17 protein-coding genes and 1 tRNA gene are annotated in these 17,926 nt (G+C 63.7%); 11 read left to right on the plus strand and 7 right to left on the minus strand.

Annotated elements, in window-relative coordinates:
* The first annotated feature begins 97 nt into the window (after positions 1-97).
* The gene (aroC, locus tag ISF28_RS01275; RefSeq protein WP_198115331.1) at positions 98-1,192 is read left to right on the plus strand and encodes a chorismate synthase; all 1,095 of its coding nucleotides are present in this window, start codon (positions 98-100) and stop codon (positions 1,190-1,192) included.
* 48 nt (positions 1,193-1,240) lie between these two features.
* On the opposite strand, the gene ISF28_RS01280 is transcribed toward aroC, so the two are convergent.
* Positions 1,241-2,734: an HDOD domain-containing protein gene (locus tag ISF28_RS01280; RefSeq protein WP_229518797.1), complete on the minus strand. Its 1,494-nt coding sequence runs from the start codon at positions 2,732-2,734 to the stop codon at positions 1,241-1,243.
* Positions 2,731-4,464, minus strand: a complete 1,734-nt coding sequence (locus ISF28_RS01285; protein ID WP_370663366.1) for a putative bifunctional diguanylate cyclase/phosphodiesterase — start codon at positions 4,462-4,464, stop codon at positions 2,731-2,733. The genes ISF28_RS01280 and ISF28_RS01285 overlap by 4 nt, the downstream gene beginning before the upstream one ends.
* A 364-nt stretch (positions 4,465-4,828) precedes the next feature.
* On the opposite strand from ISF28_RS01285, the gene ISF28_RS01290 reads away from it, so the two are divergent.
* The 4 genes from ISF28_RS01290 to ISF28_RS01305 all read left to right on the plus strand — a co-directional run bounded on the left by ISF28_RS01290 (position 4,829) and on the right by ISF28_RS01305 (position 8,160).
* Complete coding sequence (locus ISF28_RS01290; RefSeq protein ID WP_198115332.1) at positions 4,829-6,520, plus strand: isovaleryl-CoA dehydrogenase; 1,692 nt, start codon at positions 4,829-4,831, stop codon at positions 6,518-6,520.
* Positions 6,521-6,639: 119 nt separating this feature from the next.
* Entirely contained in the window at positions 6,640-7,290 is a 651-nt protein-coding gene (upp, locus tag ISF28_RS01295) for a uracil phosphoribosyltransferase (RefSeq protein ID WP_198115333.1), read from the plus strand.
* Positions 7,287-7,661 (plus strand): Hpt domain-containing protein, encoded by a 375-nt coding sequence (locus tag ISF28_RS01300; RefSeq protein ID WP_198115334.1) that lies wholly within the window; start codon positions 7,287-7,289, stop codon positions 7,659-7,661. Before upp ends, ISF28_RS01300 begins: the two co-directional genes overlap by 4 nt.
* Before the next feature lie 295 nt (positions 7,662-7,956).
* Positions 7,957-8,160 carry a cold-shock protein gene (locus ISF28_RS01305; RefSeq protein WP_036231758.1) on the plus strand — a complete coding sequence of 68 codons (204 nt, stop codon included), beginning with the start codon at positions 7,957-7,959 and terminating at the stop codon, positions 8,158-8,160.
* A gap of 124 nt (positions 8,161-8,284) precedes the next feature.
* Here ISF28_RS01305 and ISF28_RS01310 read toward each other — a convergent pair whose 3' ends face one another.
* Positions 8,285-9,211 (minus strand): LysR family transcriptional regulator, encoded by a 927-nt coding sequence (locus ISF28_RS01310; protein WP_198115335.1) that lies wholly within the window; start codon positions 9,209-9,211, stop codon positions 8,285-8,287.
* A 173-nt stretch (positions 9,212-9,384) separates the two neighbouring features.
* Between ISF28_RS01310 and aceB the strand changes: the two genes are divergently transcribed.
* Positions 9,385-10,974 (plus strand): malate synthase A, encoded by a 1,590-nt coding sequence (gene aceB / locus ISF28_RS01315; RefSeq protein ID WP_198115336.1) that lies wholly within the window; start codon positions 9,385-9,387, stop codon positions 10,972-10,974.
* 96 nt (positions 10,975-11,070) lie between these two features.
* Here aceB and ISF28_RS01320 read toward each other — a convergent pair whose 3' ends face one another.
* Together ISF28_RS01320 and gloB are read right to left on the minus strand one after the other, a co-directional pair.
* Positions 11,071-11,226 (minus strand): DsbA family protein, encoded by a 156-nt coding sequence (locus ISF28_RS01320; protein WP_198115337.1) that lies wholly within the window; start codon positions 11,224-11,226, stop codon positions 11,071-11,073.
* Positions 11,227-11,245: 19 nt separating this feature from the next.
* Complete coding sequence (gene gloB, locus ISF28_RS01325) at positions 11,246-12,043, minus strand: hydroxyacylglutathione hydrolase (RefSeq protein ID WP_198115338.1); 798 nt, start codon at positions 12,041-12,043, stop codon at positions 11,246-11,248.
* Positions 12,044-12,066: 23 nt separating this feature from the next.
* Between gloB and ISF28_RS01330 the strand changes: the two genes are divergently transcribed.
* From ISF28_RS01330 to ISF28_RS01345, 4 genes are all read left to right on the plus strand, one after another.
* Entirely contained in the window at positions 12,067-12,852 is a 786-nt protein-coding gene (locus ISF28_RS01330) for a class I SAM-dependent methyltransferase (RefSeq protein ID WP_198115339.1), read from the plus strand.
* 24 nt (positions 12,853-12,876) lie between these two features.
* Positions 12,877-13,317, plus strand: a complete 441-nt coding sequence (rnhA, locus tag ISF28_RS01335; RefSeq protein WP_198115340.1) for a ribonuclease HI — start codon at positions 12,877-12,879, stop codon at positions 13,315-13,317.
* Between the two features lie 50 nt (positions 13,318-13,367).
* Positions 13,368-14,075 (plus strand): DNA polymerase III subunit epsilon, encoded by a 708-nt coding sequence (gene dnaQ / locus ISF28_RS01340; protein ID WP_198115341.1) that lies wholly within the window; start codon positions 13,368-13,370, stop codon positions 14,073-14,075.
* A 77-nt stretch (positions 14,076-14,152) separates the two neighbouring features.
* Positions 14,153-14,227, plus strand: a tRNA-Val gene (locus ISF28_RS01345).
* 464 nt (positions 14,228-14,691) lie between these two features.
* On the opposite strand, the gene ISF28_RS01350 is transcribed toward ISF28_RS01345, so the two are convergent.
* Entirely contained in the window at positions 14,692-15,885 is a 1,194-nt protein-coding gene (locus ISF28_RS01350; protein ID WP_198115342.1) for a hypothetical protein, read from the minus strand.
* A 992-nt stretch (positions 15,886-16,877) separates the two neighbouring features.
* Here ISF28_RS01350 and ISF28_RS01355 point away from each other — a divergent pair.
* Complete coding sequence (locus ISF28_RS01355) at positions 16,878-17,450, plus strand: PEP-CTERM sorting domain-containing protein (RefSeq protein ID WP_198115343.1); 573 nt, start codon at positions 16,878-16,880, stop codon at positions 17,448-17,450.
* A gap of 27 nt (positions 17,451-17,477) precedes the next feature.
* On the opposite strand, the gene ISF28_RS01360 is transcribed toward ISF28_RS01355, so the two are convergent.
* Positions 17,478-17,888: a bacteriohemerythrin gene (locus ISF28_RS01360; protein WP_198115344.1), complete on the minus strand. Its 411-nt coding sequence runs from the start codon at positions 17,886-17,888 to the stop codon at positions 17,478-17,480.
* Positions 17,889-17,926 lie beyond the last annotated feature (38 nt).

The following is a 17,926-nucleotide window of genomic DNA, read 5'->3' on the forward strand; positions in this document are numbered from 1 at the left end:
TGGAAACATTTTTCTTGACGCATAGTTGGTCGTTCACCGCCCATCTGTCCATGCTGGTAAAATCTTTCATTCCATTCGCACAACCCAACGAGATTCCATGTCCGGCAACACTTTTGGCAAGCTGTTTTCCGTAACCACTTTCGGCGAGTCGCACGGTCCCGCGATCGGCTGCGTGATCGATGGCTGTCCGCCGGGGCTGGCGCTGTCCGAGGCCGACATCCAGCCGGAGCTGGACCGCCGCAAGCCGGGCACGTCGCGCCACGTGACCCAGCGCCAGGAAGCCGACCAGGTGAAAATCCTGTCCGGCGTCTACGAGGGGGTGACGACGGGAACGCCGATCGCGTTGCTGATCGAGAACACGGACCAGCGCAGCAAGGACTACGGCAACATCGCCGACACGTTCCGCCCGGGGCACGCGGACTATACGTACTGGCACAAATACGGCGTGCGCGACCCGCGCGGCGGCGGCCGCTCGTCCGCGCGCCTGACCGCACCTGTCGTGGGCGCCGGCGCCGTCGCCAAGAAATGGATGCGTGAAACGTTCGGCACCGAATTCATGGGTTGCATGAGCCAGCTGGGCGACATCGTCGTGCCGTTCCAGGATTTCAAGCACGTCCACGACAATCCATTCTTTGCCGCAACTTCGGACGCCGCGCTGATCGCGCGCATGGAGACGGCGATGGACGAACTGCGCCGCGCCGGCGATTCGATCGGCGCCCGCATCGACGTGGTCGCGAAAAATGTCCCGGTAGGTCTCGGCCAGCCGATCTACGACAAGCTCGACGCCGACATCGCCTATGCCATGATGGGCATCAACGCCGTCAAGGGCGTGGAGATCGGCGCCGGTTTCCATGCGGTCGTGCAGAAGGGTTCCGAGCATGGCGACGAACTGACCCCGCAAGGCTTCGTCGGTAATCACGCCGGTGGCGTGCTGGGCGGGATTTCGACGGGCCAGGACATCACGGTGTCCATCGCCATCAAACCCACGTCGTCGATCCGCACGCCGCGCCGGTCGATCGACAAGCAGGGCAACCCCGTGATGGTGGAGACGTTCGGCCGCCACGACCCGTGCGTGGGCATCCGCGCGACGCCGATCGCGGAGGCGATGCTGGCGCTGGTGCTGATCGATCACGCACTGATGCACCGGGCCCAGTGCGGCGACGTGCACGTGGCCACGCCGCGCCTGCGTTAATACCGAATGGGCGTCGTTCCCCGCCCGCGCGGGAACGACGTCAAGCTTTCAGGCCCGGCTCGCCACCGCTTCCAGCGGTTGCCGGCGCTCGACGCTCTTCACCACGAGCCCGCGCAGCTCGTTCAGCAGCGAGAATTCCGTCTGGCTCAGATAGACCGACGGGAAGCGGTCGTCCCAATCGCCGTAGATGAAGCCGACCGGCTCGCCGTGCGTGCACAGCGGGATGATCACGAAACAGCGCGCCTCGAGCAGCGCGCCCTTCCACCAACCCGGCAGCTTGCTCGAGAATTTCGGATCGCGCGCGTTCTCGATGAAGATCACGCGGTCGCTGCCGAGGGCGGCGAAGAACACGTTCGGCTCGTAGGCGTCGTCGAAGGCGAGCTTGGGCACGAGCGTCTTGGCGTTGTCGCCCAGGCCGATCTTGGCCGTGTAGCGGCCGTCGCGGCGGTTGCGCAGGAAGCCGAAGGCGCGCGTGAACGACAGGCCGTGGTAGGCGGTCTCGATCGCCATCGACACCATCTGGCCCGGCGTGGCGGTGCCGGCGGCGTCGCGCATGTCGGCCACGCCGTTCATGAGGATCTTGTTGCCGGCTTCGCGCAGGCGCGTGACGGCGGCGGCGCGGGCGCGCTTTTCCGGCGGATTCGCGAGCGGCGCGATCGACAGGTCCGCGGCCGCCTCGACCTTCGCCTTTTCGATGGCGCCCACGATGTTGGCCGGCTCGATGCCGATCAGCGGCGCGAAGTCGGCCGCCAGCATCTTGACTTGTTCGGTGCCCGCTTCGTCGCCGTTCCACAGGCTGTCGGCGCACTGGGACGACATGGTGCCGAGCGCGGCGAGCCAGTCGTCGTGGCCGAAATCGGCGGCGCGCTCGCCCGGTTGCACGCGGCGCATGCCGGCGATCAGGTTGCGCGGCAGGCCCCAGTGCTCGGCCGTCGCGCGCCCGATCTGCTCGAGCGACAGGCCCAGGTGGGCGATGGCCACGGCATCGATGTCGCCCGCGCCCGCGGCCTGCTGCATCAAGGTCCAGTGCTCGGGCAGGTAGAACGTGACCATCATCCGGCCCAGCGAATGCAGGATCGAGCACACGACGGCTTCTTCCGGGTCGCGCGTGGCCGCTTCGCTGGCCACCTGGTGCGCCACCATTCCGGCCAGCACGGCCTTTTCCATCTCGATGTGGGCCTGCAGCGAATCCGGCGTGGACTTGGACAGCTCCTCGATGAGCTTCAGGCCCAGCGCCAGGTGGCCGATGGCTTCCGTGCCCAGCACGAGGATCGCCTTCGACACGGTGTTGACGCGCTGCCCGAACGCCGAGTACATGCCGCTGTTCGCGAGGCGCAGCACCTTTTGCGTGAGCACGGGATCGGACAGCACCGTCTGCGTCATGGAAAAGTCGCGCTCGTCCTCGCCGCGCATGGTGGCGAGGATGGCGTTGATGGCCTTGGTGAAGCCGGGCATGTCGCCGCGCCGGCGGATCCGCTCCCACAGCAGGGCGAGGGTCTTGTCGGCTTTCGGCGATCGTTCGATGGTAGCAGTGTGGTTCATGTGAGGCCCGCCCGTAGTTCGTCCGGCAGCAGTTCCGTGTACAGGTTTTCCTTGAGCGCGGCCATGGCGACGTGGGCCGGCATCGGTTTTCCGGTCAGGTAGCCCTGGACGTAGTCGCATCCGCGCGACTCGACGTAGGTCAGTTGTTCTTCGGTCTCGACGCCTTCGGCCACGACGGACAGGTCGAGGTGCTTGGCCAGGTCGAGCACGGCGTTGCAGATCGCCGCGTCCTTGGCCGAGGCGGGCAGGTCCTTGATGAAGGCGCGGTCGATCTTGAGCACCGAGATCGGGAATCGTTTCAGGTAGGCGAGGCTCGAATAGCCGGTGCCGAAGTCGTCGATCGCGATGCGCGCGCTGCGTTCGGCCATCTTGGTCAGGATGGATTCCGCGTGGACCGGGTCGATCATCAGCGTGCCTTCGGTGATCTCGAGCACCAGCTTGTCGCCCGGCGTGCCGGAAAAGCCGAGGGCGTCGTCCAGCACGCTCAGGAAGCGGTCGTTGCGGAACTGGCGCGGGCTGATGTTGACGGAGATGTACAGGTCGCGCTTGGCCACTTCCTCGAACTGGCGCAGTTGCACGAGCGCCGCCTTGAGGGCCCAGGCGCCCAGCAGGTTGATGAGGCCATTCGTCTCGGCGATCGGAATGAAGCGCACCGGCGGCACCATGCCGAGCGTCGGGTGCTTCCAGCGCATCAGCGTTTCGAAGCCTTCGATTTGCCGCGTGCGGCTGGAGACGATCGGCTGGTAGTACAGCAGGAACTCGCCTTCGCGCACGGCGTGGAACATCGCGGCCTCGAGCGAGATGTCGTGCTGCGGCGGTCCGCTTTCGCGCACGCTGTAGACGACCGTGCGACCTTTACCCGTTTCCTTGGCGCGGCCCATGGCGGCGTCGGCCAGGGCGACCAACCGGATCTCGTCCTCGGCGTGGTCGGGATAGATCGACACGCCGACGGACGCGCCCAGGTACACGGTATGGCCGTCGAATTCGAACGGCGACTGCAGCGCGGCCAGCAGGCGCCCGCTGACCAGCTTGATCTGGTCCGGCGTGAAGGTGCCCGGCAGGACCGCGACGAATTCGTCGCCGCCGACCCGGGCCAGGGTATCGCTGTCGCGCAGCGTCTTGCGCAGGCGGCTCGCGGCCTGGCGCAGCACGGCGTCGCCGACCGGGTGGCCGAGGCCGTCGTTGACCTTCTTGAAGCCGTCCAGGCCGATGGTGGCGATGCAGAAGCCCTGGCCCGAGCGGCGCGCGTTGGCGATCACCATGCGGATGCGGTCGGACAGCAGCAGGCGGTTCGGAAGCTCGGTCAGCGCGTCGTGCGTGGCCATGTGGCGCAGGCGTTGTTCGGTGGCGCGCTGGGCCGACATGTCGCGGCCGACGGCCAGCAATTCATGTCCGCCCGGGAGGACGGCGAGCCGCAGTTCGTACCAGACGTCCTTGCCGCCGCAGTGCAGGCGCACTTCGACGAGCACGGGCTCGCTGGCCGTGCCGGCATCGACGAGGGCATTGCGCAGGGCGGCCTGGTCGGCGTCGACGGCGAGGGTCGTCAACACGGTGCCGGCGAGCGCCTGGGTGCCGAACGCGCGCTGGGCGCGCTGGCTGGCATGCCGGATCAGGCCGGCGGGATCGAGGCGGAACGCGACGTCGCCCACCGCTTCCATGTAGGCATCCGGACTCGCCGCCGGGGCCGCATGGCGCGGATCGTTCGTTGCTGCGGGTGAACTGGCGCGCATTGTCGAAATATCTGCTTTCTATTCTTGGCAGGATCTGCCTGGGGTAATGCTCGAGTGTACCAAATCAACAAGCAATGTATCACCTAAAGATGCCAACGAGCACTAAAAAGGACAATGCCTCGCATCTTTCCACCCGTGCTTGATACGTCGCAGTTCCGGCACGACGCGGGTCGCGCTTGCCGGGCAAGAAGCTTTACGCTAGCCTTGTTGCCTAACCGATAACGCGGAACTGCGGCTTGAGGGATTATTGTCGCCGATATAGTGCAAAGAGGAAACTTTTGCGCCGCTCGTATGATGCTCGGCTGCAACAACCCACTGTACGGGCCACGATCGCGCCCATCTGGTCAATCTGGAGGAGGTCGCCATGAACCGATTCGATACCCACGAGGTTTTCAACCAGGCGCCGCCGTTCGGTGACGTCAACCTGTTCGATTGCGATCCCGCGCTGCGGGAAGGACTGGTCCGCGAGGGCGCGGGCTGGGCGGCCGCCGACCTGGAGCGGCTGGGCGCGGAACTGGGCCGCGCCGGCGTGCTCGACCTGGGCCGGCTGGCCAACGAGTTCCCGCCGCGTCTCGTGAATTTCGACCGCGGCGGCCATCGCGTGGACGAGGTCGAGTTCCATCCCGCGTGGCATGAATTGATGCGCTTGCTGATCGAGAACGGCGCCCATTCGCTGCCGTGGGAGGCGGCCCGGCCCGGCGCCCAGGTCGCGCGCGCGGCCGCCTACCTGATGTTCGGCCAGGTCGAGAACGGCTCGCAATGCCCGGTGACGATGACGTATGCCGCCGTGCCGGCGCTGCGCCAGCATCCCGGCATTGCGGCGCACTGGCTGCCGAAAATCCTCGCGCGCGCCTACGATCCCCGTTCGCTGCCCGTCGAGCAGAAACGGGGCGCCCTGATCGGCATGGGCATGACGGAAAAGCAGGGCGGCACGGACGTGCGCGCCAACACGACGCGCGCCACGCGCATGAACCCGTCCGTGGCGCAGGAGCGTTTCGGCGTGGACTGGAAAGACGCGTGGAGCCTCGTCGGCCACAAGTGGTTCTTTTCGGCGCCGCAGTCCGACGCCCACCTCGTGCTGGCCCAGACCGACGAGGGCGGCGGCACCGGCTTGTCGTGCTTTTTCGTGCCGCGCTACCTGCCGGACGGCACCCGCAACGCGATCCGCGTGCAGCGCTTGAAAAACAAGCTGGGGAACAAGTCGAACGCGTCGTCCGAGGTCGAGTTCTGCGACGCCTTCGGCTGGCTGATCGGCAAGGAAGGGCGGGGCATCCCGACCATCCTCGAAATGGGCAGCCACACGCGGCTGGACTGCGTCACGGGCTCGGCCGGCATCATGCGCGCCGCCCTGTGCCATGCGCTGCACCACGCGCGCGCGCGCAGCGCCTTCGGCCGCCGCCTGGCGGAACAACCCCTGATGCAGAACGTGCTGGCGGACCTGGCGCTCGAATCGGAGGCGGCGACCGCGTTCGCGCTGCGCCTCGCGCGCTGCTTCGACGTGGGGGCAGACGGCGCCGTCGATCCGGGCGAAGTCATGCTGGGCCGCATCCTGACGCCGGCCGGCAAGTACTGGCTGTGCAAGCGCGGGCCCGCGTTCGGCGCGGAGGCGATGGAAGTGATGGGCGGCAACGGCTATGTCGAGGACGGCCCGCTGGCGCGCCTGTACCGCGAATTCCCCGTCAACTCGATCTGGGAAGGCTCCGGCAACGTGATGTGCCTGGACGTGCTGCGCGCGTTCGCCAAGGGACCGGAAACGCGCGACGCCCTGGCCGCGGAACTGGCGCTGGCGGCCGGCCGCGACGAGCGCTTCGACGCCTGTTGCGCGCGCCTGCTCGACGGCCTGGGCACGCTCGCGGCCGACGAGTTCGGCGCGCGCCGCCTCGCCGAGCATCTCGTCGTGGCGGTGCAGGCCGGCCTGCTGCTGCGCCATGCGCCCCCGGCGGTGGCCGACGCGTTCGTCGCGTCGCGCATCGCGGTGGACGTCGGCGGCGCGTTCGGCCGGCTGCCGGACGGCGTCGACTGCGCCGCGATCCTCGCCCGCGCGCTCGTCGAATGAGGGACGATAAAACTTCGACAAAGGACGGGACAAACGGACCCGTGGCTGGGATAATGTTCGCCATTTACCTAAAACCATGCCGCTGCCACAAGTGTCGGCTTTAGTATTGATTCTCAACAATGCAAACCAATCCGCGCTTCCCGAACCTGTTCATCCTGAACCATCCCCTGATCCAGCATAAGCTGTCGCATATGCGCGACCGCGGCACGTCCACGCGCACGTTCCGCGAGCTGTTGAGGGAGATCACGCTGCTGATGGGTTACGAGATCACGCGCGACCTGCCGCTGACGACGCGCACGATCGACACCCCGTTGATGACCATAGCCGCGCCCGTCATCGCGGGCAAGAAGCTGGCCATCGTGCCGATCCTGCGCGCGGGCGTCGGGATGAGCGACGGCCTGCTGGAACTGGTGCCGTCGGCCCGGGTCGGCCACATCGGCGTGTTCCGCGATCCGGAGACGCACCTGCCCGTCGAATACCTCGTGCGCCTGCCGGACACGACCGAGCGCACGTTCATCCTGTGCGATCCGATGGTCGCGACGGGCAACTCGGCCGTGTACGCCGTCGACGTGCTCAAGAAACGCGGCGTGACGGACGACCAGATCCTGTTCCTGGCCCTCGTGGCGGCGCCCGAAGGCGTCGAGGTGTTCCACAAGGCCCACCCGAACGTGAAGCTGTACGTCGCCTCGCTCGACGACAAGCTGAACGACCACGCGTACATCGTGCCGGGCCTGGGCGATGCCGGCGACCGCATCTTCGGCACCAAATGAGCACGAGCGCGGATCCGGAGTTCTTCGCGCGCCTGGCGCAACTGAACGATAAATTCGCGGCGAGCCTTCCGCAGACGCTGGGACGCCTGTCGGCGGCGCGCAACGCATTCGACACGCACCAACCGCCGCTGGCGTTGATCGAGCAGATGCACGCGGTGCTGCATACGCTGGCCGGCTCGTCCGCCACCTTCGGTTTCCGTGTCCTCGGGCAACAGGCGCGCATGCTGGAACAGCGCCTGCGCGTGCTGATGACGTTCGATCGCGTCGCTCCGCAGGAGTGGGAGGCCTGGATGTCCGAGCTGGATGTGTTCGTTGCCTGGGGTACGGCTGACCCGAAAGCCGCTTATCCCAACGATGACGCGGCCGTTTAGCGCTACAACAAAGCACCTGTCCCGAAATCGTTTGATTTAGGACAAACTTTATCTGCTTCCATGCCCTATATTTTGCGTACTGCCGACGCAAACGGGATCGGTAAAAGCTTGACGATAGGAATTGTCACGGCTCCCGGTTTTATTTTGCGAAAACCGTGTACATGCGGGTTTATTCGGTATAATTAGGGATCGTTGGATTCGCGGTAGCAGTGCAGTTAGTCTGTCATTTGTTTCTTGCTTCTTCAAACGATCGTAAACGGACTTCGGTCCACTTCAACTGAAATAGGAAATTGTAATGGCAACTGGCATCGTAAAATGGTTCAATGACTCCAAAGGCTTCGGGTTCATCACCCCGGACGAAGGCGGCGAAGACCTGTTCGCGCACTTCTCGGCGATCCAAACTCAAGGCTTCAAGTCGCTGCAAGAGAACCAGCGCGTTTCTTTCGACGTGACCTCTGGTCCGAAAGGCAAACAAGCATCGAACATCCAGCCGCTGTAATCCGCTGAGTGTCTGATAAAAAATCCTCGGAATTTCCGGGGATTTTTTTTTGCCCCGTGCGTTTCCCGTCCTCCCGTTTTCTGTCGCGTTAACTCGACATTTCGCCGGGACGGTCATCGTCCCGTCATATTTCGCGGGGCTTGCCCGCACTGTTGCGCCAGTAATCCGCCTGGGAATACGCGTGGCGCAGGAAATCCACGAATACGCGGATGCGCAGCGGCAGGTGACGGCGCTGCGCGAACACGGCATAGATATCGCTGCCGGGCGCCGCAAACTGCTCCAGCACGGGCACCAATAGGCCCGCTTCGATTTCCGAACTCACTTCCCACATCGACCGCCACGCGAGGCCGCGCCCGGCCATCGCCCAGTCGTGCAGCACGGCGCCGTCGTTGCACACCATATTGCCGCCCACTTTCATCGTGACGATCTTGCCGTGGTCGCGGAACGTCCAGCCCCGCTGGCTGCCCTGGCTGCTGATCGCCAGGCAATTGTGCTTGCCCAGGTCATCGAGCGTCTGCGGCGTGCCGTGGCGCTTCAGGTAGCCGGGCGTGGCGACGACGACGCGGTGGTTGTCGGCCAGTTTCACGCCGACGAGGTTCGAATCGCTCAGGCTGGCGATGCGGATCGCGATGTCGACGCCTTCGCCGATGACGTCGACGACGCGGTCGGACAGGTTCAGGTTGACGCTCACCTCGCGATGTTCGGCGAGGAAGGATGGCACGAGCGGGGCCACGTGCTGGCGCCCGAAACCGGCCGGCGCCGAGACGACGAGGTGCCCCGTCGCCCGGGCGCTCCGTTCGGACACGGCCGCTTCCGCTTCCTCCAGCTCGGCGAGAATGCGCTGGCAATCCTCAAGGAACGCCGCACCTTCGTCCGTCAGCGCCAGCTTGCGCGTGGTACGCTGTAACAGCTTGACGCCCAGGCGCGCCTCGAGCGCGTCCAGACGGCGTCCGATCATCGCGGGCGCGATGCCTTCGGCACGTGCCGCGGCCGACAGGCTGCCGCGGGCGATGACTTCGACGAAGGTCGATATCTGACGGAAATGGTCCAAAGGAAATCCTCGATTCTGATCGTCATCTGTGACAAAAACGCACAAATGAATGTATTTTTTGTCTCGTTTAGGCGATTAATAGTGAATATACTTGAAGCAATATCAAACGCCAAGGCAGCTTGTGACTAAGCCTGCCCGCCAAGCCGAATTTCATACTAGAACAGGAGAAAGCAATGACCATCGCCACCCCAGCCGGAATGGAAATCCGGGCCGAGATCAAGCCCGGCTACGAACAGATCCTGACGCCGGAAGCGCTTGCGCTGGTAGCGAAACTGAGCCGCGAATTCGAACCGCGCCGCCAGCAGCTGCTGGCCGCCCGCGTCGAGCGCGCCAAGCGCCTGGACGCCGGCGAGCGTCCCGACTTTTTGCCGGAAACGGCGCACATCCGCAACGGCGACTGGAAGATCGCCCCGATCCCGCAGGCGCTGGAATGCCGCCGCGTGGAAATCACGGGCCCGGTCGAGCGCAAGATGGTCATCAATGCGCTGAACTCGGGCGCGGACAGCTATATGACCGACTTCGAGGATTCGAACACGCCGAACTGGGATAACCAGATCACGGGCCAGCTCAATATGCGCGACGCCGTGCGCAAGACGATTTCGCTGGAACAGAACGGCAAGCAGTACAAGCTGAACGACAAGGTCGCGACCCTGGTCGTGCGTCCGCGCGGCTGGCACCTGGACGAGAAGCACGTGCTCGTCGACGGCAAGCGCATCTCGGGCGGCATCTTCGACTTCGCGCTGTTCATGGTCCACAACGCCAAGGAACAACTGGCCCGCGGCGCCGGTCCGTACTTCTATCTGCCGAAAATGGAATCGCATCTGGAAGCGCGCCTGTGGAACGACATCTTCGTCATGACCCAGAACGAACTGGGCCTGCCGCAAGGCACGATCAAGGCGACCGTGCTGATCGAAACCATCGTCGCCGCGTTCGAGATGGACGAGATCCTCTACGAATTGCGCGAGCACAGCGCCGGCCTGAACGCGGGCCGCTGGGACTACATCTTCTCGTGCATCAAGAAGTTCAAGCTGGACAAGGACTTCTGCCTGGCCGACCGTCCGAAAGTCACGATGACGGCGCCATTCATGCGTGCCTACGCGCTGCTGCTGCTCAAGACCTGCCACAAGCGCGGCGCGCCGGCGATCGGCGGCATGTCCGCGCTGATCCCGATCAAGAACGATCCGGAGAAGAACGAAGTCGCGATGGCCGGCGTGCGCACCGACAAGGCGCGCGACGCCACCGACGGCTATGACGGCGGCTGGGTCGCGCACCCGGGCCTCGTCGACCTGGCGATGACGGAGTTCAAGAAGGTGCTGGGCGATCGTCCGAACCAGATCGACAAGCAGCGTCCGGACGTCGACGTGACGGCCAAGGACTTGCTGGACTTCCGCCCGGAAACGCCGATCACGGAAGCGGGCCTGCGCTACAACATCAACGTCGGCATCCACTACCTGGGCGCCTGGCTGGCCGGCAACGGCTGCGTGCCGATCCACAACCTGATGGAAGACGCGGCGACGGCGGAAATCAGCCGCTCGCAGGTGTGGCAATGGATCCGCTCGCCGAAGGGCGTGCTGGACGACGGCCGCAAGGTCACGGCCGAGATGGTGCGCGCGATGATCCCGCAGGAGCTGGCCAACGCGAAGGCGGCCGCACCGAACGGCGACAGCCCGACCTATGACCGCGCCGCGCAGATCTTCGAACAGATGTCGACGTCGGAAGACTTCGCCGAGTTCCTGACGCTGCCGCTGTACGAAGAAATCTGACCGTAACGCCGACGCGGCCGCCTGTCCCTGGCGGCTGCGTCGTCAACGCCGGCGCTACGCCAACGGCGCCCGTGCGAGAAACTCCTGCAACACCGCTTAATCGATCCCGTTGCCCCGCAAGCGCCGGAGCAAGGCATCGACCCGATCCGCCCCCCAGAACAATTCGTCGTCGCCGTCCACCCGGAACGTCGGCACGCCGAACACGCCATCTCCCGCAGCTTGCGCCGTCGCAGCGGCCAATGCCTGCTTCACGCCCGGCGTCTGCGCGGGCTCAGAACACGTTCTTCCATTCGCGCAGCGCGGCGAACACGGCCACCGGGTCCGCGCCGGACGGCAGGCGGCCGGCCGCCGCCAGGCTGGCGACGATGGCGGGCTCGCGCGTGCGCAGGAAGGGGTTCGTCGCTTTTTCGATGGCGATGGTGGACGGGATCGTCGGCAGGTGCGTGCCGCGCAGCTGGCTGTCGTTGGCGACGCGCATCTGCAGCGCCCGGTTGTCCGGTTCCAGCGCTTCGGCGAAGCGCAGGTTGGACAGCGTATATTCGTGGGCGCAATAGACGAGCGTATCGTCGGGGAGGGCGGCCAGCTTGGCGAGCGACGCGGCCATCTGCGCGGGCGTCCCTTCGAACAGGCGGCCGCAGCCGGCGCCGAACAGGGTGTCGCCACAGAACAGCCAGTGCGCGCCCGGGTCCTGGCGCACGTATGCGATATGGCCCTTCGTGTGGCCGGGAACGTCCAGTACGGCGAGCTCGAGGGCCAGGCCCGGCACCTTGACGCGATCGCCTTCGCCCAGCGGATGGCCGACCGTCGCGATGCCGTCGTTGCGGGGGCCGAACACGGGCACGTTGCTGTGCTCCAGCAAGCGCATTACGCCGCCGATGTGGTCAGCATGGTGATGGGTGAGTAGAATGGCGGTCAGGGTGAGGCCGTGCGCCTGCAGGGCCGCGAGGATCGGTTCGGCGTCACCCGGGTCGACCGCTGCCGCATGGACGCCGTCATGGATGAGCCACAGGTAATTATCCTTGAACGCGGGCACGGTCAGGACGGTCGGTTCAGTGGGCGCGGGAGTCATATGGGTAGGGGAAAAGGTTGGGCATGGACAGCGCGGCATCCGAAAAATCCATTATAGCGCTCGACCGCTGGCTGCAATCGCCGGCGGGCGGGTACGTGCGCGCCTGGGAACAAGCGTGCCTGGACGAGTTGACGGTCGATATCTTCGGCTTCAACGCCATCCAGATCGGCGTGCCGCAGATCGACGCGCTGGCCGCGAACCGCATGCCGAACAAGTGGCAGGCGGCCACGCGCACGTCGACGGCGGACGAGCTGGCCTATGCCGCGACGGGCAAGCAGATCGCGGTGGCGCTCGACTTCGCCGACTTGCCGTTCGCGTCGCAGAGCCTGGACCTCGTCGTGCTGCCCCACGTGCTCGAATTCGCGGCCGAGCCGCACCAGGTGCTGCGCGAGGTGGAGCGCGTACTGATTCCGGAAGGGCAGGTGATCATCTGCGGCTTCAATCCGGCCAGCCTGTGGGGCGTGCGCCAGGGCATGGGGCGCATGATGAGCAACGACTACCTGCCGGCCGCCGGCGAGTTCATCTCTATGCCCCGCCTGAAAGACTGGTTAAAATTGTTGAATCTCGGCGTCACGCGCAGCCATTTCGGCTGTTACGCGCCGCCGTTCCGGACCGCGCAGTGGCTGAACCGCTTCGCCTTCGTCGAAGGGGCGGGGCGGCGCTGGTGGCCTTACCTCGGCGCCGTGTACATCGTGCACGCGATCAAGCGCGTGAAGGGCATGCACATCATCGGTCCGGCCTGGAACAAGAAGGCGGCCAAGGCGCCGCAGGCGGTGCCGGCCACGAACCGCAACGAACATCACAAGTAACACGTACAAGGAAGAACACGCGGCATGACCAAAGTTGAGATTTATACCGACGGCGCCTGCAAGGGAAACCCGGGCACCGGCGGCTGGGGCGCGCTGCTCGTGGCCGATGGCGGCCATGAAAAGGAGATCTTCGGCGGTGAGCCGAACACGACCAACAACCGGATGGAACTGCGCGCCGTGATCGAGGCGCTCACCGTCCTCAACCGCCCGTGCCAGGTCGTGCTGCACACGGACAGCCAGTACGTGCAAAAGGGGATCTCGGAATGGATCCACGGCTGGAAGGCGCGCGGCTGGAAGACGTCGACGAAGGAACCCGTCAAGAACGACGACCTGTGGAAGGCGCTGGACGCCGCCCAGCAGCAGCACGCCGTCGAATGGCGCTGGGTGCGCGGCCACAACGGCCATCCCGGCAACGAGCGGGCGGACGCGCTGGCGAACCTGGGCGCGGCATCGGTCAAGCGCTGATTTTGCTATACTGACCGGTCCATTCCAACGCTTTTTCGAATCTGCTCCGCATGCGCCAAATCGTCCTCGACACCGAAACCACAGGCCTGAATCCGCGCACCGGCGACCGCGTCATCGAGGTCGGCTGCGTCGAAATCTTCAACCGCAAGCTGACCGGCAATAACTTCCACCGCTACATCAATCCCGAGCGCGACTCGGACGAGGCGGCACTGGCGGTCCACGGCCTGACGACCGAGTTCCTCAGCGACAAACCCAAGTTCCACGAGATCGCCGAGGAACTGCGCGAATTCGTGCAGGGCGCCGAGGTCATCATCCACAACGCGCCGTTCGACCTCGCGTTCCTGAACCACGAATTCGAGCGCCTGGGCCTGCCGCCGTTCGTCGAACACTGCGCCGGCGTCATCGACACCCTCGTGCACGCGAAGGAACTGCACCCCGGCAAACGCAACTCGCTGGACGCGTTGTGCGACCGCTACGGCATCTCGAACGCGCACCGCAAGCTGCACGGCGCGTTGCTGGACTCGGAACTGCTGGCCGACGTCTACCTGGCGATGACGCGCGGCCAGAACACGCTGTCGATGGACGTCGAGATCGAAGCGAGCGGCGGCGGCCTCGTGCTGGAAGCCGGTCCGCTGGGCGACATTCTCGTCCTGCCGCCCAGCGCCGACGAACTCGCCGAGCACGAGAGCATGCTGGCCGCGCTCGACAAGGGTGTGAAGGGAGAATGTGTTTGGAGAAAATATTCTCCGCAGGGGTGACAAAACGCAAAACTCCCCCTATAATGCTCGTCATTGCAGCGACGCAATCGCAGCAAAGCAGTCGATAGTAGATAGTAGGGCGGTTAGCTCAGGGGTAGAGCACAGCATTCACACTGCTGGGGTCGCAAGTTCGAAACTTGCACCGCCCACCAGAATTTCAGGTTTCGATTCAAGGACTTGGGTTCCATCAGCGAGTTGGGCAAAACAACTTGGGGAATTTGGGGAGTCGGAACAAAAAAAGCCAGCGATAAGCTGGCTTTTTTCGTTTGCGCCGGCCGATCGCGGCCGTTCCTAATGCAGAGATTCGACGTTCCAGCCAAACCGCGGAAATTCATTCGCGGCGGCTACGTTGGTTCTCGAGTACGGGCGAAGCAGGCGTTGCCGCTTGTCGTCGTTCAGGCCTGCAGCGATCCAACATCCGTACGTCCGGAAGTCGAGCGTAGTGTCCACGTGCCCAAGCTGCGTCGCAACGTAGAGCGGGTTCGCTCCGCGCATCAGCAAGCTGGAGTCTCGCTCCCGGCACCATCCGACATCGGCACGGTGCGCTTGCTCGCTGCTTCGAATGGATGCTCAGGTGGAATCCACAAATCATGGCGCGAAATGGCACCCAAGCCATCTATTTGCGCTTCCGTTTCTCAGCCGTGCGAGCGCGCACTGCCGAGGCAGAGCCATTTGTTCCGTTTTCGGGGTGCTGGGCGACCGTAATTCGCACAACAACACCGTTCCCGCCTTGGGTCTGGTCATGGATGTGCAGGTTGTAGGTTCCTACGTCGGCAAGCTCGTCGGTGGCGACGAGTTCGAGCGTAGTCCCCGTGGGGCCAGGTTGCTTGACAGTTAACCCCACGGGCAATTGTTTGACGTCGGCCACATATTCCTTGGTGCCTCCTCGGATCTCAATGGATTTCGTCATCGCCGTTTTCGTGAAAAACGTGGCGATCGTGGTGTCTGTCATTAACGGCGCCGGAATGGATGGCAGGCCGCAGTCAGTCATGGCCTGCATGTTTATATTACTTGCGTTTACGGGGAGTTGTGTGCGAACGCTCTGCATGGCATCGATGACCGCGTCCTGTTGCCCCCTTATTTCTGCTGCTTTTTCCGACTGGTGGCTCCGCGATTTGTCGCTTCCCGGCGCTCCGCCATCGGCCTGCTTTGAACTGTTCGCGTCGTTGGCCGCCTTGCCGACGATTCCAGTGATGTCGCTCCCGATAGCGCCTGAGAGGATTTTTATATCGGCCAAGTTAGGCATTCCATTGACGATTGAACGTGTCACCGCCGCATCCACTTTATCGACTTGATTGGCGAGCAAATAAGCTGCTGCTTGCGTTTTGGCTAGAAAGTCGTCGGTACTGGCAACCATTCCATTAGCCGCCTTTAACGTCTCTTCAGCCGACTGGCTGGCCCCTATAAAATCCTTGGGCAGATTTTTTTCTTTATCGGCGCCCTCTAGCACTGATTTAAGCTTGCCCGCAGCAGTACGCAACTTCTCGTTGGCATCCTTGAGCGCGGCCGGTTGGAAGGTACGGATCGGCGCGACGCTTGCTTCAGCGCAATTGAGTGCATCGACACCGGCCATATAGGCAAGTATGCGTGTACGAGGCATCCCAGCTGCACCCATGGCATAGCTCGTCGACAGGGCCGCGCCTCCCGCGACGAAGGTGTCCGCATGTGCCCTCAGTCCGGCGGCTGCGAGTAGTGCGCCCGTTCCGACCAGCAAACCTTGCGACATATTGGCTTCGGTGCTGGCTTGGTCGGAAATTGCCTTCTGGTACGCAACTCTTGCCGTTTTCAAGTAGAGAATGGCGTCATCCATTGACCTTCCGGGGTCCCTCGGCTCGACAGGCAGAGGCTCCACGGTCGACTCGGACCATTGGTCTGTCGAGGCATCTCCGCCGCCATTGCTTGCCTTATTCAGCCGCGCGTTCGTGGCATGGCCGGTAGATGAACCGTCATTCTTGTCGTCGCCTCGCTGCGCGCCTACCCCAGAACTATTTGTTATTCGTCCGGTCTGCGGATATCGGTTGTAGGTCTTGCGCCAGTCCGTCATTGGCGTTGCGCATCCCGTGAGAGCCAGAACGACCGCAGTCACCGCTGCGGAATTTTTGTAAAGTTGGATCATCTCATTCCCCAGAGTTGTATGGCGAGTGCCTATTTTTATTGTATTTATTTGACAACATCTCACGGAAATGTGTGTTCTGTCAATAATTACTCAATCTTCGTAATCGTGAATTGGACTTCCCCTCGCTCCGGTAGACATTCCTGGCCGATGATTCGAGCAGAGGAGGAATGAATGAGTACACGGCGCTATATGCCGGAATTTAAAGTAGAAGCGGCATGTGGGTTAAAGCGGTCGTGCCGACCAAGGACGAGAAGCAAAACGCCGAGCTGGTCGAGGCCAAAGCGAGATCCTGCGCTCGCGTGCCCAGATCCGTCGTCTGGAAGAGGAGCGCGACCTGTTAAAAAGCCGCCCCACACGGTTGCCCGTGGCCCTCACGAATAGAAACTCGGGGCAAGTAGTCTGGCTGCACGCAGCGCACTGCAGGGCAATCCGCAGGCGACGATTGTAGAACTGCCGAGACTCAACTGGTTGAAGGTCCGCGTTTCAGCGCAATCAATCTTGGAGATGCCAACTCGCCAGTTTGAGCTGCACGTGCTCCGAAGGGCGCGAAGCGGTGTCGGAAAACTTTACAGGTAGCGGAAGATATGGCTACTACGGAAACTTACGTTGTTGATTGGAAATGATAATTTACGGTAGGCATGATATGTGCTTATAGGAAAGTACAATACTTTCGATAGGGGTTCTTCATGTCCAAACTGAGCAAAGTCGTCTCCGCAGTCGCAGTCTTCGCTGCCTTCACCGGCACGGCAATGGCAACGCCGGTCACCCAGTCCGCTGGCCCGGTCAATTACGATTCCTGGAGCGGCTGGCATAACGACGAACTCTTGGGGGTTTCGCTCGCGCCGAGCACCAGCCGTATCGATTCCCTGTCCGGTTCGTCGACGACCTATGATCAGGGATGGGGTGGCAATGATTTCTATGGCAACAGGCTGTACATTACCCTGATGGACAATGGTCACAGCCTGTGGAGCGACTTCTTCGCCGGCGGCGCCCGTGGTGCGACGTTCCAGGCGTATTCGGTCTCGAACGACCACCTGGCCAGCTTGAATGCCGCGCTGGCGGGCATCGATTGGTCGTCGGCCCCGAACGTGGAAATGCAAGTGCGCTCGTCTACGATCGGCTATCCGGGCTGGGCACTGCACTCGCAAGGTGCACAGTTCCAGGTGACGTCCGAAGTGCCGGAGCCGGCATCGCTTGCGATCGTCGGCATGGGCCTCCTGGGCTTGGTCGCCGCGCGCCGTAAGGCAGCGAAGAAGTAACGCTGCACCCTGCTCGAATCCGACGTGTCAGCGCCGCGCGCGCTGCATGTCCGCTCGCACCTTGCACACGGCGTCGGCGAGGGCCTTGTCCATCGTGCCGATGTGGACCGGCAGCCAGTCGCCCAGCAATGCGACCGCATAACGGGCCGGTCGCGCGTCACCGTCGTCCAGCGCGGCGGCGGCGTGATGCAGGCCAGCCAGCATGCGCGCATGCTGTTCGAGGTGCACCGGCGGCATCGGCAGACCGAACTCCTCCATCAGCATTTCTTCCGCGCGAAAGTCGCGTTCGATCGCGCGGACGCATTCGTTGAAGGCGCTTGAGAAGTCCGGCGACGGCAGCGCGGGCAGGCGCGCCAGTGCGGCAAACAAATCGTGATGGGATGCGTCGAGCGACGGCTCGCCAAGCACGATGTGGACGGGTTGTTGAGCTAGGGACATGACGGGTCTCTCGATGGAATCGTAAAGGCCAGTGTCGT

The sequence above is a fragment of the Massilia rhizosphaerae genome (assembly GCF_016093545.1).
Classification (GTDB): Bacteria; Pseudomonadota; Gammaproteobacteria; order Burkholderiales; family Burkholderiaceae_D; genus Telluria; species Telluria rhizosphaerae.